14 protein-coding genes and 1 riboswitch are annotated in these 13,569 nt (G+C 41.2%); of the genes, 13 read left to right on the forward strand and 1 reads right to left on the reverse strand.

Features of this window, described 5'->3' with window-relative positions; translation table 11 throughout:
- Positions 1–51 precede the first annotated feature (51 nt).
- The 7 genes from OTG27_RS17815 to OTG27_RS17845 all read left to right on the forward strand — a co-directional run bounded on the left by OTG27_RS17815 (position 52) and on the right by OTG27_RS17845 (position 7,266).
- Positions 52–1,419: an amidase gene (locus tag OTG27_RS17815; protein ID WP_268937617.1), complete on the forward strand. Its 1,368-nt coding sequence runs from the start codon at positions 52–54 to the stop codon at positions 1,417–1,419.
- A gap of 205 nt (positions 1,420–1,624) precedes the next feature.
- Complete coding sequence (locus OTG27_RS17820) at positions 1,625–1,816, forward strand: Spo0E family sporulation regulatory protein-aspartic acid phosphatase (protein ID WP_095391509.1); 192 nt, start codon at positions 1,625–1,627, stop codon at positions 1,814–1,816.
- Positions 1,817–1,918: 102 nt separating this feature from the next.
- Positions 1,919–3,145, forward strand: coding sequence for an MFS transporter (locus OTG27_RS17825; RefSeq protein ID WP_268937618.1), 1,227 nt, complete (start codon positions 1,919–1,921; stop codon positions 3,143–3,145).
- Positions 3,146–3,402: 257 nt separating this feature from the next.
- Positions 3,403–4,371: an ABC transporter substrate-binding protein gene (locus OTG27_RS17830; RefSeq protein ID WP_268937619.1), complete on the forward strand. Its 969-nt coding sequence runs from the start codon at positions 3,403–3,405 to the stop codon at positions 4,369–4,371.
- A gap of 85 nt (positions 4,372–4,456) precedes the next feature.
- On the forward strand, positions 4,457–5,461 hold the full coding sequence (locus OTG27_RS17835) for a FecCD family ABC transporter permease (protein ID WP_268937620.1): 1,005 nt from the start codon (positions 4,457–4,459) through the stop codon (positions 5,459–5,461).
- Positions 5,458–6,462, forward strand: a complete 1,005-nt coding sequence (locus OTG27_RS17840) for a FecCD family ABC transporter permease (RefSeq protein ID WP_268937621.1) — start codon at positions 5,458–5,460, stop codon at positions 6,460–6,462. Before OTG27_RS17835 ends, OTG27_RS17840 begins: the two co-directional genes overlap by 4 nt.
- Before the next feature lie 15 nt (positions 6,463–6,477).
- Positions 6,478–7,266 carry an ABC transporter ATP-binding protein gene (locus OTG27_RS17845; RefSeq protein WP_268937622.1) on the forward strand — a complete coding sequence of 263 codons (789 nt, stop codon included), beginning with the start codon at positions 6,478–6,480 and terminating at the stop codon, positions 7,264–7,266.
- Between the two features lie 97 nt (positions 7,267–7,363).
- Here the strand turns inward: OTG27_RS17845 and OTG27_RS17850 are convergent, their stop codons facing one another.
- The gene (locus OTG27_RS17850; RefSeq protein ID WP_053537360.1) at positions 7,364–7,702 is read right to left on the reverse strand and encodes a YmaF family protein; all 339 of its coding nucleotides are present in this window, start codon (positions 7,700–7,702) and stop codon (positions 7,364–7,366) included.
- 185 nt (positions 7,703–7,887) lie between these two features.
- Here OTG27_RS17850 and OTG27_RS17855 point away from each other — a divergent pair, with 185 nt between their 5' ends.
- The 6 genes from OTG27_RS17855 (at position 7,888) to OTG27_RS17880 (ending at position 13,550) form a co-directional block, all read left to right on the forward strand.
- Complete coding sequence (locus OTG27_RS17855) at positions 7,888–8,865, forward strand: zinc-dependent alcohol dehydrogenase family protein (RefSeq protein WP_268937623.1); 978 nt, start codon at positions 7,888–7,890, stop codon at positions 8,863–8,865.
- 176 nt (positions 8,866–9,041) lie between these two features.
- Positions 9,042–10,352, forward strand: coding sequence for an amidohydrolase family protein (locus OTG27_RS17860; protein WP_268937624.1), 1,311 nt, complete (start codon positions 9,042–9,044; stop codon positions 10,350–10,352).
- A 590-nt stretch (positions 10,353–10,942) separates the two neighbouring features.
- Positions 10,943–11,305: a nuclear transport factor 2 family protein gene (locus OTG27_RS17865; RefSeq protein WP_214805887.1), complete on the forward strand. Its 363-nt coding sequence runs from the start codon at positions 10,943–10,945 to the stop codon at positions 11,303–11,305.
- A 73-nt stretch (positions 11,306–11,378) separates the two neighbouring features.
- The gene (locus tag OTG27_RS17870; protein ID WP_268937625.1) at positions 11,379–11,846 is read left to right on the forward strand and encodes a GNAT family N-acetyltransferase; all 468 of its coding nucleotides are present in this window, start codon (positions 11,379–11,381) and stop codon (positions 11,844–11,846) included.
- Positions 11,847–11,987: 141 nt separating this feature from the next.
- Positions 11,988–12,099, forward strand: a riboswitch (SAM riboswitch).
- Between the two features lie 89 nt (positions 12,100–12,188).
- Positions 12,189–12,314, forward strand: coding sequence for a hypothetical protein (locus OTG27_RS17875; protein WP_268937626.1), 126 nt, complete (start codon positions 12,189–12,191; stop codon positions 12,312–12,314).
- Between the two features lie 219 nt (positions 12,315–12,533).
- The gene (locus OTG27_RS17880) at positions 12,534–13,550 is read left to right on the forward strand and encodes a methionine ABC transporter ATP-binding protein (RefSeq protein WP_106026237.1); all 1,017 of its coding nucleotides are present in this window, start codon (positions 12,534–12,536) and stop codon (positions 13,548–13,550) included.
- Positions 13,551–13,569: the final 19 nt, after the last annotated feature.

Below are 13,569 nucleotides of genomic sequence, written 5' to 3' on the forward strand. Positions count from 1 at the left end.
AGAACAATTCGGCCTATTGATGATAAAGCACAGATAGAGGGGTCATGCAAATTGATTTTAACGATAAAAGAACTGATGGAAGGGTATAAAAATAAACTGTTTTCCCCTACTGAAATCACTAAATGGTATATGGAAAGAATAAAAAAACTAAATCCAAAAATGCATTCTTACATTACCGTAACAGAGGAAAAGGCATTTTATCAGGCAAAAAAGGCGGAAATGATGATTAATTCAGGAGAAGTAAGAGGAGGTTTGTTAGGGGTACCTATTTCGTATAAAGATTCTATTGATACTGAAGGTATCTTAACAACTAGCGGCTCAATAATTGATGAGAAGCGAATCCCGACCGAAAATGCTGAAGTCGTCACAATGTTAGAACGGGAGGGCAGTATTTTACTTGGTAAAAATAATATGTATGAATATGCATTTGGCATAACCTCTGAGAATCCTTTTTTTGGTGATGTCATAAACCCGTGGAATAAGAATAAGACTGCAGGTGGATCCAGTGGTGGTTCAGCTGCTGCTGTAGCAGCAAACCTCTGCTTAGGTTCCATCGGTACAGATACTGCCGGATCAATTCGTGTACCAGCAGCTTGTTGTGGTGTCGTGGGCTTAAAACCTACTTATAACTTAGTTAGCATGAAGGGTATGACCCCATTATCGTCGACTCTTGATCATGCAGGACCGATTGCAGGTAACATTGAAGATACGGCGATAATCATGCAAACCCTTACAGGCATCCCTTACACAACGACAGGGTTGAATGGACTGTCAGGAATGAGAATCGGCCTGCCGACACATTATTTCAATGAAAATATGGATGACGAAGTCAAGAAAATGTATGAAAAAGCTGTACAGCATATGATCGATTTAGGAGCTGCTATAGTAGAAGTAGATACTTCTTTTTTATCGGATGTAGTAAGTATTGCAACGACACTTGGGACGTCAGAAGTTGGGGTTGTTCATAAAGAACGTATTCAGTCGGCTATTCACCTCTACAGTGAAGGCGCGCAAAAAACATTTGAAAAAAGTCGCCTTATTTCGGCCTATGACTATTTAAATGCTTTGCAAAAAAGGGCGGAATGGACTCGTAGGATCTCAGAAATCTTTTTGGACGTTGACGTAATGATTACCCCAGCGATGCCTATTGCCACAGCTGACCTACAGACAGAAGAAGTTACCATTGGGGGACAAAATGAATCTCTCGGGGATTGTATGATTCGTTACACCAGCCTTTTTAACATCACAGGGCATCCGGCGTTATCGATCCCTTTTGGGCTTACAGAACCTGGAGTCCCTCTCGGATTGCAGTTAATCGCCAATCACAATAGAGAAGACCTCTTATTTCGTGCTGGGTATGCTTATGAGCAATATGCCTTGACAAGTTTTTACTCTGAGAGGCATCTTAAAATGCAATGATCAAATGGTTTTGGCTCCAGGACCGATTTCTTGTTCTTCTATTGGTGAGTTGAAAAACTGGGAGTAAGTAGTAATGGTACATTTATTATTTGCTAGTTCTCCCAACTTATTATGAAACTCGTATATCTATAATATTTCGATATTTGAATTTACCACAGAACTACCCTTAATGATACTTGTTTTAATAGGAAAGGATACAAGATCAATGATCTTAAAGACAGTATTAGAATTAAGTAAGATGATAGATGGGCACCGCCAGGATATGTATGTATTGACGAAGAATAAAGGAACCTCTCATCCGGAGGTTATAAAGATCAGCCAGCATTTGAATGAGGATATTTTAAGGATGCAAAATATCATAGAGGAAATCAATCCTCGCCATCAAACACTGATTTGATAGTGTTTCCTTGAAGCAAGTTAGAAGAATTAGTGTAAATACTAATAGCATCGCCTTTCTGTCCAGTGGGACGAAAGGGAGGGGAATGAAAGGGTGGAATATATGGACAAAACGAATAAAATTAATAATCGGAAAGAAACCATCTTATTCTTTATCATTAGCTTGTTGTTCTTTGTCACCATTACCGCATTTGATCCATTTATCTCCTCTTATGCTAAAGATCTAGGGTTCGATTCAGTTATTATAGGCAGTATAATCGGCATTTCAGGAATTGTGGCCTTATTGACACGACTTCCGATAGGCGTATTTTCGGATATGCTGCATAAACGAAGATTGTTTATCCAAATCGGGTTGCTGATAACCATTGTAATGTGGACGCTAGCCTTTTTCATACCGAATGCAACCACATTGTACCTTGGGAAAATTTCGGACGGGTTAACAGGTTCCACCTGGGTTATTTACAATGTTATGTTCGCCTCTTATTTTGGTGTGAAGGAAGCTGCAAAAGCAGTGGCGATATTGGGTGTTGCATCGCCGGTTGGCTCCATACTAGGGACAACCATCGGTGCAGTAGTGGCCAATAATTATGGGTATCGGTATAGCTTTTTAGTAGCGGTGGCTGCCGCCATACTTGCACTCGTTTTAACATTTTTCACAAAAGACCTAAGTATTAAAGGGGTAAAAGTAAAATACGATAAGAAAATACTTGTCGAGCAAATCACCGATAAAAAAATCTGGGTCATTTCCGTTTTGGCAACGATTGCTTTGATGGTCACCATCGGAACAAGGGATACGTTCACACCTTTAGTTGCAACCGACCTTGGAGCAAATCCGCTATTGATTGGCATGCTGGCAAACACACATCTGATCATATATGGCTTAGCCGCAGGATTATGCGGAGCCCTTTTTTATAAAAAAATCGGTTTAATGAATACGGCGATTTTGGGAGCGGTATTACAAGGGGTCATCATCATATTGATTCCTTATGCTGAAAATTTAACGATGCTTTTCCTATTGCAAGCATTCCAAGGTTTCGGTTACGGGCTGATCTTTACGGTCGTCACTTCCTGGGCTGTTGAAAATATCCCGGAGATTAAACAATCTACGAGAATGGGCCTGTTCCAAAGTTTATATTCGGCTGGAATGTTTTTGGGTCCAGTCCTAATTGGCATCTTGATTGAAGTGTTTTCAAGATCCACAGGTTACCTGATCATGGGGGCATTATCAATTGCTTCAACCATTCTTATCAAAACCTCCATAAAACGCTCAAAAAAAGAAGCTTCCAATGAAGAATTTCCTCTCGAAGAGATGCTGATTGAAAGAAAATAGTTTCTTTGAAAAGGCAAGGCAAGGAGAGCAGTCCTTAACGGGTTTGCTCTTTTTTTACATTTTTTAAAGTTCAACTTCACGTTATCAATAAAATGCATGCAGATTGTCTTAATGGCCATAATGATTTTTATTCACAAAATTTCATTAATATTGACGGTATCAATCTATGACTTTATCATAACAGCAGGATAATGATAATCATTTTCAATTATGATTAACTCGTGAAGAAGGTATAGATGACGGGAAGGGTGCAAAATATGAGGGAATTTAGAAAAGTAAGAACGTTTGGGGGAGGAGCATTCATCCTGTTACTTGCTATTATGGTGATGTTATCAGGATGTAATAATTCTCAAAAAACAACAGAAGCAGAGAAGACTTCTGCCAAAACAAGTAATCAAGAAACACGGACGATTAAGCATGAAATGGGAGAAACGGAAATGAAAGATACTCCGAAAAAAATCGTTACACTTGAGCTGTCTTTCGTTGATTCTTTAAATGCCCTAGGGATAAAACCTATCGGGATTTCAGATGACAACAAAAAAGATATGATTACAAAACTTGTAGGTCAAGAAATGGATTATACTTCTGTAGGGACACGTGAGCAGCCTAATTTAGAGGTGATCAGTTCTTTACAGCCGGATTTAATCATTGCAGATGCTGAGCGGCATAAAGGGATTTATAAAGATTTGCAGAAGATTGCTCCTACCATCGTCTTAAAAAGCCGGGAATCTACTTATCAAGAAAACCTGGATTCTTTTAAAACGATTGCAAAGGCAGTGAACAAGGAAGATGCTGCAGAAAAAAGATTGAGTGAGCATGAAAAAACGATTAAGGAACTTAAATCGAAGCTTACTGTTGATTCAAATATGACGGTTTTACCAGCAGTTGTACGAGATACTTCATTCCAAGCCCATACTTCATCTTCTTATGATGGAGAATTGCTTGAGCGCATGGGATTGAAAAATGCCATTCAGCAGAAACAGCCACATGCCGAGATGAACCTTGAGCAGCTTGTCGAGATCGATCCGGATGTGCTGCTTTTAGCGAATAATGAGGGTAAATTACTTACTGATGAGTGGAAAGACAATCCACTTTGGAAAGACTTGAAGGCTGTAAAAAACGGACAAGTGTATAGTGTTGATCGAGACTTATGGACGAGATACCGCGGTGTTGTATCCGCAGAGGCCATTGCTAAAGACACTTTAAAACTGCTTGGAGAAGAATAGACAAACAAAAGCGAAGTAAGAGATCCCATTCTTACTTCGCTTTCCCTTAGGTTTAAATTTTGTCAGGAAGTGTGTTGTATAGAAAATGGAAACTGTAGGTAGAAGTAAACTGAAAGTATTATGTACGGCTATAGCTGGGATCGTTTTGTTAATTTTAGGCATCCTGACGAGTATTTCTGTGGGAGCGGCCGATATAGATACATCAATGGTTTTGAAGTCATTTTTTGATGCCGACTCGTCCAAGGAACAGACTATTATAAGGACTCTTCGATTGCCACGAGCTTTAGTTGGAGCATTGGTCGGTGCCAATTTAGCGGTAGCGGGTGCTCTCATGCAGGCTATTACCCGGAATTCATTAGCTTCTCCACAAGTGTTTGGTGTTAATGCCGGTGCCTCATTTTTTATTGTGTCAGCTTTTGTTTTCTTTCCTAACCTTTCTTCCGTGTCTCTAGTTTGCGTTGCATTCATTGGTGCAGCAATGGGAGGGATGGCAGTCTATTCTTTTGCTTCGGGAGGAGGAATGACCCAAGTGAAGCTGGCATTGGCTGGAATGGCTGTTCACTTTTTTTTATCTTCTTTAACGCAAGGCATGATCATCTTTAATGAACAAGCGAAAGATGTGCTCTATTGGTTAGTCGGGTCAATTAATGGAAAAACATGGGCCCACGTGAACATGATTCTTCCTTGGTCTATCTTCGGGCTGCTTGTTGCTGCCATGTTCTCTCGATCTGTTTCCATCCTTGTCTTAGGAGAAAATATGGCGCAGGGACTTGGGCAGCGCGTGAACCGAATCCGTATTTTAGCAGGAATATTGGTGATCATTTTGGCAGGATCTTCGGTTGCCGTCGCAGGACCGGTAGGCTTTGTAGGTTTGATCATTCCTCATATCGTCAGGAGGCTGGTGGGCGGGGATTATCGAAGGATCATCCCTTTTTCTGCATTATTCGGCGCTTTACTCTTAGTGTACGCAGATATTCTCGCACGTTTCATCGCTTATCCTTTTGAGTCGCCGGTAGGCATCGTAACCGCTATGATCGGAGCGCCATTCTTCCTTTATTTAGCGAAGAGAGGGAGGAATATTAAGCAATGAAACTAAAACGGACATTTGGGTTGAAATCCCCTTATGCCATTATCCTGTTGCTCTCGGTTACTGTGCTGATTTTAGCAATGGTGAGCCTGGGCTTAGGGGCCATTTATATTTCACCTTTAGAAATTCTCCAAAATTTCCTTGGAAATGGCATGCAAAGTCAGACATTCATTCTGCACAACTATCGCATACCGCGCATTCTGATTGCCGTGATAGTGGGGGCTGGATTGGCAACGGCCGGAGCCATTCTGCAAGGGGTCCTTCGAAATCCGCTGGCTTCTCCAGATGTGATTGGGGTAACAAAAGGGGCCGGATTGGCAGCAGTTATCGTCATTGTTTTATTTCCGCAATCGCCCATTATCATACTGCCTCTTTCAGCATTTATCGGGGCGGCGGTCATGGCGGCCATTTTGATGATATTTGTTTATAAAAAAGGAGCACAACCAAATACGATAGCTTTGGTCGGAATTGCTTTAGGGGCCATATGTCAAGCTGGCATAGAGTATTTCATGGTCAAGTTCCCGGATGATGTAAACACGACACTGCTGTGGTTGACTGGCAGTCTATGGGGAAGAGGATGGGATCAAGTATTCATTTTGCTTCCATGTCTTGTGCTTGTACCGGTATTGATTGCATTAACTTCAAAAATGGATGTACTGAGCCTTGGAGACGATATGGCCACAGGTCTCGGTGAAAGGTCAAAATTACTGCGTTATATATTGTTAAGCGTTTCAGTCATATTGATCGGAGTCTGTGTAGCTGCGGTTGGTTCAATCGGGTTCATTGGTTTGATCGCCCCCCAAATTGCAAGGAGAGTGGTAGGGTCAAAATTCAAGGTTTTACTTCCCGCTTCAGCTCTTTTTGGTTCTATCTTTCTACTTATTGCCGATAGCCTGGGAAGAGGATTGTTCCCTCCAATAGAAATCCCTGCCGGAATTATCACTGCGGTGATTGGTGTACCATATTTTTTATATCTATTGCGCCGTGAAAGAAAAATAACATAAGGAAGGCTGAATATCATGACAACATTATCAGCAGAGCATCTTTCGCTCTCTTATGGGGCAACTCAAATCATTGATAATATCGATTTGGAAATTCCTGAAGGTAAGATCAGTATAATCATTGGTTCCAATGGTTGTGGCAAATCTACGATTCTGCGGTCCCTAGCTAGATTATTGATGCCGCAGCAAGGCACGATCTATTTAGATGGAAAGTCCATTCATCAGCAATCTTCCAAAGAAGTGGCCAAGAAATTGGCCATCTTAACCCAAGCTCCGGAAGCTCCGGAAGATATAACCGTTAAAGAACTATGCTATTATGGCAGGCATCCGCACAAAGGCTTATTTTCCAGACAAACCCCAGAAGATCATAGGATTGTCGAACGTGCCTTATCAGCAACAAAAATGACGGAGTTCGCTGATCGGACATTGGATGCCTTATCTGGAGGACAAAGGCAAAGAGCATGGATTTCGATGGCCTTGGTACAAGAAACCGACCTTTTACTGTTAGATGAACCGACAACCTATCTGGATTTAGCGCACCAAATTGAAATATTGGAATTACTGCGCGATTTAAACGAAGCGTATGGACGCACGATTGTCATGGTTTTGCATGATTTGAATCAAGCGGCACAGTATGCCGATCATCTGATTAGCATCAAGCAGGGAAAAATCTATAAAGAGGGACCGCCTGAAACGGTATTCACAAAAGAGATGATCAAGGACGTTTTCAGACTGGAATGCTGCATTATTGAAAACCCTGTTGATCAAACGCCTCTATGCATTCCCATAGGTTTATCTCAGGATTAGAAAAACTATTTCTAATAAAGTTAGAGATGCATTTAGAGTCTATCGAAGGCAAAAAAACATCAGGGGGATTTCCCAGCCCCCTGATGTTTTTTTGTTCTTATTTATTTCCTGGGGCAGGTTGATCGACCCCTGTAATTCTATGTCTATGCCCATCATCTTCCGTTGTATAAAAATCATAGTAATGAACATGCATTCCATTTCCAACCGGAATGGGCGGTCCCGAATATGCCTTATAATAATGGGAATGTCCATCCTCAAATAACACATATCCTTCAGTATAATGAATATGTCCTCCCTCTTGTGATGAAATTGGCGGGGATGTTACATCTAAACATTGATGGACATGGCCGTCCGCTATGGAAGTATAATCAACAGATCCATGATTGTGATGTGGTACAAACCCAGATACAAAATCATTTTTTCCTACCTTATTCAATCTCTTCACCCCTTGTACATAATAAAAAAACTTTTATAAAACATATGCTTGGAACAACAAGAAGATTCTTAACGACAAATTTATGGAAGGAGGGATTAAAACGTGGAAAACCAGAATCATAATATAATAATTCCACAGTTAAATGTTAAAATGGAAAGACTTATATATTAAAGGAGACTATTATTTTGGAAGCCAAATGTATTAAATTCTATGAGTTTGGGGATCCGCAAAAGGTTTTAAAGGTTGAAAATAAATGTATTCAAAGACCTTTCGAGGGGGAAGCCCTCGTCCGGATGATCACACGTCCCATTAATCCGTCTGACTTGCTGCCCATTCGCGGTGCCTATTCCCACCGAATCCCCTTGCCTTCCATACCTGGTTATGAAGGGGTCGGCATTGTTGAAGAAGTGGGTCCAGCAGTTTCGAAAGAGCTGATAGGCAAGCGTGTTCTGCCTTTGCGCGGTGAAGGGACCTGGCAGGATTTTGTTAAAACATCAGCGGAGCTGGCCATCGTCATTCCGGATTCGATTGAAGACCATATAGCAGCGCAATTATATATAAATCCGGTAACCGCATGGCTAATCTGTACAGAAGTATTAACTTTGAAACCGGATGATGTATTACTCGTAAATGCTTGCGGATCTTCCATTGGCCGTATACTCGCCCAGTTATCCAAGATTCTTGGATTTAAGCTGATTGCTGTAACGAGAAACGATAAGTATACGGAAGAACTGCTTAAACTTGGTGCTTCATATGTGATCGATACATCCCGATCATCATTGCATGATACATTGATGGAAATGACGGGTGGGCGCGGCGCGAAAGCGGCCATAGATTCAGTGGGCGGCATCGATGGTTCAGAACTGGCTTTTTGCTTACGGCCAAATGGCATCTTATTGACGATTGGCCTTTTATCAGGACAGTCAGTGAATTGGGCGGAAATTTCACGAAGGACAAAAGTGGATGTTAAAATGTTTCATCTTCGGCATTGGAATCAGCAGGCTTCCGTTCGAACCTGGCAGGAAACATTTAACCTTTTGATGGGGTTCATTGCTGATGAAAAGTTGAAGTTCATGATGCCCAATTCCCACTACAGCCTTCAAGATGTTCAAGAAGCAATTATTGTCACGAGCAATAAAGGGAAGATATTTTTAAGCAGCTGATTTCACAAAGGATAACCATTTAATTGAAGCATTTATCTTGGTGCTCTTCCAATAGGTTCCTAAGGTAAAGTGAAATGGCCCCTGATAATATGGAATTACTTGATTACCTGTAAGGTGCTAGTTTAGAATGCGGAATAGGACATGTTGATACTGATACGACTTTGGAGGAAATACTTATGAAAACAATATATGTGAATGCTACATTTTTTACGATGGACAAGGAAAACCAAATCATTGAAAACGGCATGATGATTGTACAAGATCATACCATATCCTACATCGGCCAGCATGATGAACAGCAATTGGCAGATGCAGATCATGTGGTCAACCTTGGCGGGAAATGGATCATGCCAGGTCTTGTGAATGCCCATTCGCATATTGTAATGACCCTTTTACGCGGTATCGGGGACGATATGCTGCTGAAGCCATGGCTTGAAACGAAAATATGGCCTATTGAAAGCCAGTTTACAACGGAAATCGCCTCTGTAAGTTCACAGCTAGGCATTATGGAAATGATGAAATCAGGAACCACGACATTTTCGGATATGTTCAATCCTAATGGAATAGATGCAGGTGCTGTCATGGAGACGATAGGCGAAACAGGAATGCGCGGAGCCTTTTCCTATACGATCTTCAGCTTGGGTACCGAAAAAGACCAAAAAGCGAACCTCATGGGGGCTGAGCAGTTTTCAAAAAACTATAAAGCATTTGCCGATGGCCGCCTGACTACCATGGTCGCACCACATAGCCCATATGCCTGCACACCTGAAGCGATCATGGAAAGTGCACGAATTGCGAAAGAGAATGATTTGATGGTGCACATCCACGTATCGGAAACGGACTTTGAAATCCTCGACATCGAAAAACGGTACGGATCCCGTCCTGTCGAGCACCTTCGCCGTCTAGGCCTGTTCGATCAGCCTACAGTGATGGCACATGGTGTGGTCCTTAATGATGAAGAACGGGCGATCCTAAAACAGTATGATGTTCGCGTTGCCCATAATCCAATCAGTAACCTGAAGCTCGGATCTGGGATAGCAGATGTCGTCGCCCTTCTTGATGCAGGCATTAAAGTGGGAGTGGCAACAGATGGCGTCGCCTCCAATAACAACTTCGATATGTTCGAAGAAATGAGGACAGCCGCATTACTGCAAAAAGGAATGTATAAGGATGCCACAAAATTCCCTGCCCAAACAGCACTCGCCATGGCCACAAGAATGGGCGCCGAAGCGATAGGCATGGGTCACACAGGATCACTGGAAGCTGGTAAAAAAGCAGATTTCATCACCATTTACCCATATAACAAAGAACACCTGCAGCCACTGAGTGAAGCCTATTCGCACCTGCTCTATGCAGCGCGCGGAAATGACGTATGTGATGTATACATCGATGGCAAAATGGTCGTGAAAGATGGCCGCTGCTTAACGATCGATGAAGAAAAAGTAATCGCCGAAACCAATCGTCTGCAAGGAACCCTATCACGATAACACTGATGGGAAAACGACCGGATGCACAGAAGAAAGGAGCTGTTATTGCAGCTCCTTTTTTTTTATGGACTCGATGATTCATTTTGAGGAACTTATTATTATGTTTTAGTAAGGAATAGTTCGCATTGGACGGCAGTAAAAAAGGAATTACCGCTAGTATTGTGGTTAAATTGTTCTTAACACTTAGAAAAATCCGTCGTGAGTCCAGTTTCTTAATAAGAAAATAGGTAGGACAAAAACGGTTAAAAAAGAAAGGCTCTTTTCGTAATGATTGTTGTTTTTAAAACGAAACAATTTAAGGTTGATTGGAGCGGAAGTGCGAGACTCCTGCGGGAGCAGCGGGACAGGTGAGACCCCACAGGCGTTTACGCCGAGGAGGCTCACCGCCCGCACCAAGGAAAGCGAGCATCTGGAGGAGAAATCAACCACTCTACATTACTTGGTAAATAGCAATAAAGTATGGAAAAACAGCCAAACAAAAAAAGAAAAAAATGCTGTGACCGCAATTATAACCAAACCAACTGGATATAAAATCTTTGCCAGCATGGATCATGAACTTCACCAATAGTTGAAAAAGGAGGACAAGATGAATGGAATCTTCATTGTTAAAAGAGCATTTGTATCAGCTGGAGGAGAAATTGTTAAAATCTGAAGTTCGGACATCTCCAGAAGAGCTTTCATCCTTATTGAAAGATGATTTCTTTGAGTTCGGCAGTTCGGGTAACATATGGTCAAAAAGCGATTTTATGGGGCAAGAGGGAGCCGGAGCAGTGAACATGACCCTAAGTCAATTTGAGATGCATCCATTGTCTGATGATACCGTGTTAATTACATACCGGATTTTTGATGAAGATAAGCTGGAACATACCTTAAGAAGTTCAATCTGGAAATGTGCGAATGGAAGATGGCAGATGTTTTTTCATCAAGGTACAAAAACAAAAGGGCCCCTTTAAGACTTTTATTTATGAAAAAGAAAGTTTTCTCTGCTTGGAAACTATTTCACTAAAATGATAGGGGTGGATGAAGTTGATCTTTCGTACCATTGATACGGACAAAGATAAAGATACTATCATTAAATTTCGGAAAGATTCCTTTATTGTAAGTTTTGGAACTGATGCGGGTTTTGGAGATGAATATGCCTATCTGCAACGAATGGAAGAAAGGGTCCGCAAATTTCCGGATGGACAGGTGATCATTGAAAAGGACCAAGAACCGATTGGACAAATGGAACTTCAAATTCGGGAGTACGAAGGAACTGAAATTGGCTATGTGAATCTATTTTATCTTATTCCCGAATACCGCAGTAAAGGCCTTGGCAAGGAATTGGTCCGCTACGCAGAAAACTTTTTCAGGCAATTTAATGTATCCGAATATCACTTAAGGGTTTCTCCGGATAATCAAAGGGCGATTTCTTTATATACGAATTCAGGCATGGTGAAGATAAGGGAAGAAAATGAAGAATACCCTGTATGGAGAATGAGTAAATCATTATAAAAGTAGAAATATAAAATATATTGATATAATAAAAAAGTTTCGATTCACTATACTATGAAACTATTTATCGCGATGAAAAATATGGTTGACTTTAGCGAAATTAGAATATATAGTGAAGGACATAATTAAATATAACGTTAATTCTTATCAAGAGATGTGGAGGGACTTGGCCCTATGATACCTCGGCAGCGGGTTTTTACTTTTGTAAAAATACTGTGCTAATTCCAACGGACGAAAGTTTGAAAGATAAGAAGGAGCTTTTCTTAGATAATTAATTTAAGAGTTTACTCTTTTTTATGTCTAAAAGAGGCCTCTTCTGTCTGATGACGGAAGAGGCCTCTTTTGTTTATTCAAAATGTATATGGTTATTTGGAGAATGGGTGCATTACTCATGAGTTTCGCGCAATAATCGTGAGTTTGGTGGATTTACTCGTGAATTTCGCAGACTTACTCGTGAGTTTCACGTAATTACTCGTGAGTTTGGTGGATTTACTCGTGAGTTTCGCAGACTTACTCGTGAATTTCACGTAATTACTCGTGAGTTTGGCGCAATTACTCGTGAATTTTGCAGTTTTACTCGTGAATTTCGCAAATACTCGTAAGTTTCGCAGAATTTTACCCTATCTTTATGAGCTCTTCTCTCTGGATAAGGAATTCGTACAAATAAACAGCATGGGGGGAGATTGGATGATTGAGTTTCAGGATGTTAAAAAGGTTTATCAAACAAAGAAACAGACTGTCGAGGCTTTGAAGGGCATTGATTTGACAGTGGAAAAGGGGGATATATTCGGGGTAGTCGGTTATAGCGGGGCCGGAAAGAGTACGTTGATCAGGTTGGTCAATTTGCTTGAACATCCTTCAGATGGTTCGGTGATTGTCGGTGGCAAGGATTTAACCAAATTAAGCCCGAAGGAATTACGGGCAGAAAAGAAAAAAATCGGGATGATCTTTCAGCATTTCAACTTATTAAACTCAAAGACTGTTTTTGATAATATTGCTATGCCGCTGGTTTTATCGGGAACTCCGGCTAAGGAAATTCAAAAACGTGTAGGCGAGCTGTTGGAGTTCGTTGGCTTATCGAGCAAAGCAAAGAGTTATCCGGAACAATTATCCGGCGGGCAAAAGCAGCGGATCGGCATTGCGAGGGCATTGGCTACGAATCCATCGATCTTATTGTGTGATGAAGCTACGTCGGCATTGGATCCACAAACAACGAGTGCAGTTCTGCAGCTCTTAAAAAAAATTAATAAAGAATACAATATCACCATCCTGCTAATCACTCATGAGATGTCTGTCATTCGGGAAATTTGCAATAAGGTAGCGGTCATGGAGGGCGGCTGCGTCGTTGAACAAGGTTCGGTTTTCGAAGTTTTTGCCAAGCCGCAAACGGATATTGCAAAAAACTTCGTGAGAACGGTCATACATGACGAAATTCCACAAAGTTTCTTAAAAAGCATAGGGTCCCATATCCCGATTATTTGGAAAATTAATTTTATTGGAACTACTTCGGGTACTCCTTTACTTTCAACCATCTCGAAGAAATATGATGTTCATTTAAGTGTCTTATCAGCCAATATTTCTGAAATCCAGGAAACGCCTTTCGGGAATTTGATCATCGAAGTGACAGGGAGCAAAAATGAGGTCGACAAGGCTTATCAATATATTAAAGATGAGGGGATTCTCGTCCAGGAGGTGCAAGTATAAATGGGTAATACGCTTTGGG

It is taken from the genome of Peribacillus sp. AS_2 (assembly GCF_026891895.1).
Lineage (GTDB): Bacteria > Bacillota > Bacilli > Bacillales > DSM-1321 > Peribacillus > Peribacillus frigoritolerans.